The sequence below is a fragment of the Rhodococcus sp. ENV425 genome (genome assembly GCF_002887785.1).
Classification (GTDB): Bacteria; Actinomycetota; Actinomycetes; order Mycobacteriales; family Mycobacteriaceae; genus Rhodococcus; species Rhodococcus aetherivorans.
In genome coordinates this window covers 3,008-5,068 of the sequence record NZ_PCZU01000280.1, presented here as the reverse complement: position 1 = coordinate 5,068, position 2,061 = coordinate 3,008, and the positions used below count along the sequence as shown (strand labels likewise).

The window sequence follows — 2,061 nt, the reverse complement described above, 5'->3', positions numbered from 1 at the left end:
TGCAGTACGCCGACTACACGCTGTGGCAGCACACCGTGCTGGGCGACGAGTCCGATCCCGCCTCCACCGCCGCCCGGCAGCTCGCGTTCTGGCACGACGCGCTGGCCGGGGCGCCGGAACTGCTCGAGCTGCCGTGGGACCGGCCCCGCCCGGTGCAGCAGTCCGGGCGCGGTGCCCGCGTGGCGTTCGAGATCGACGCCGACACCCACCGCGGCATGCTCGCGCTGGCCCGCGAGCACGACGCGTCGTTGTTCATGGTCGTGCATGCGGCGCTGGCGGTGCTGCTGGCCCGGCTGTCCACCAGCGACGACATCGTGGTCGGCACCCCCGTCGCCGGGCGCGGTGACCGCGCCCTCGACGATCTGGTCGGCATGTTCGTCAACACCGTGGTGCTGCGGGCCCGAGTGGACGAACGCGAACGGTTCGACTCGCTGTTGCGGCGGGTCCGTTCGGCGGACCTGGCGGCGTTCGGCCAGGCCGACGTCCCGTTCGAGCGGCTCGTCGAGGCCCTCGACCCGCCCCGGTCGACGTCCTACCCCCCGCTGTTCCAGGTGCTGCTCGAGTTCCAGGACATCGAGCGCCCCGAGATCGCGCTGCCGGGGGCGACGGCGCGGGTGCTCGACCTCGATCCCGGCCTGTCGCCGTTCGACCTGCAGCTGTCGATCGCCGAGCGGCCCGGCGGCGGATCCGGCGTGCGGGCGGCGTTCACCTACGCCACCGACCTGTTCGACGCGGACACGGTCGCCTCGTTCGCGGACCGGTTCGTGCGGATCCTCGACGCGGTCACCGCGGATGCGTCCGTGACGGTGGGGGACGTGGAGATCGTCACCCCGCGTGAGCTCGCCACCCTGGCCCCGGCGCGGGGCCGGCCCGCGGTCTCCCCTCAGCTGTGGCCCGAACTGCTGTCGTCGGTGGCGGCGATCGTGCCGGAGGCGGTCGCCCTGTCCTTCGAAGGCCGCACCGTCACCTACGGTGAGCTCGACGCCTGGTCCAACCGGCTCGCCCGCGTCCTCACGAGCCACGGGGTCGGACCGGAATCCTTCGTGGCCCTGGGAATTTCGCGTTCAATCGAGTCGGTCGCGGCGGTGTGGGCGGTGACCAAGTCCGGGGCGGCGTTCGTCCCCGTCGACCCCGGCTACCCGCCCGAGCGGATCGCCTACATGCTCGACGACTGCCGGGCCACCCTCGGCCTGACCACCACCGCCCACCGCGACGTGTGGCCCGCGGACGCGGTGTCGTGGCTGCTGCTCGACGACCCCGGCCTGCGCCGCCGCCTCGACGACGTCTCGCCCGCCCCGGTCACCGACGACGACCGCCGCACCCCGCTACGGTACGACCATCCGGCATACCTGATCTACACTTCCGGCTCGACCGGCCGCCCGAAGGGCGTCGTCGTCACCCACCGCGGCCTGACCAACCTCAACGCCGAAGTGCGCGAACACTTCTCGATCACCCATCGGGCCCGCGTCTCGCACCTGGCGTCGCCGAGCTTCGACGCGTCCCTCTTCGAGCTGACCAAGGCGTTCTGCGCCGGCGCCACCCTCGTCATCGTGCCGCCCAGCGTCTACGGCGGCGAGGAACTCGCCCGCATCCTGCGCGAGGAACGCATCACCCACGCGTTCGTCACCCCCACCGCCCTCGCGTCGCTCGATCCCGCGGGCCTCGACGAGCTGCGCGTGCTCGTCGTCGCCGGGGAGGCCTGCCCGCCGGAACTGGTCGACCGCTGGGCGCCGGGCCGCCACATGTACAACGGCTACGGCCCGTCCGAGGCCACCATCGAGACCAGCGTCAGCCCCGACATGCGCCCGGACACCACCGTCACCGTCGGTGGCCCCGCCATCGGCTTCCACGAGGTCGTCCTCGACGAACGGCTGCGGCCCGTCCCCATCGGGGTCGCCGGCGAGCTCTACATCGCCGGCGCCGGCCTGGCCCGCGGCTACCACCGCCGACCCGAGCTCACCGCGTCCCGGTTCGTCGCCGACCCGTTCGGGGCGCCGGGGGAGCGGATGTACCGCACCGGCGACGTGGTGCGCTGGCGCACCGACGGCACCGTGGAATACC

The 2,061-nt window shown here is 73.1% G+C and carries 1 protein-coding gene; it reads left to right on the top strand.

All coding sequences use genetic code 11. The annotated features are described in order from the left end of the window. Window positions 1–2,061, top strand: a 2,061-nt coding sequence (locus tag CQZ88_RS30270; protein ID WP_219727536.1) for an amino acid adenylation domain-containing protein, incomplete at both ends; no start/stop codon positions are given.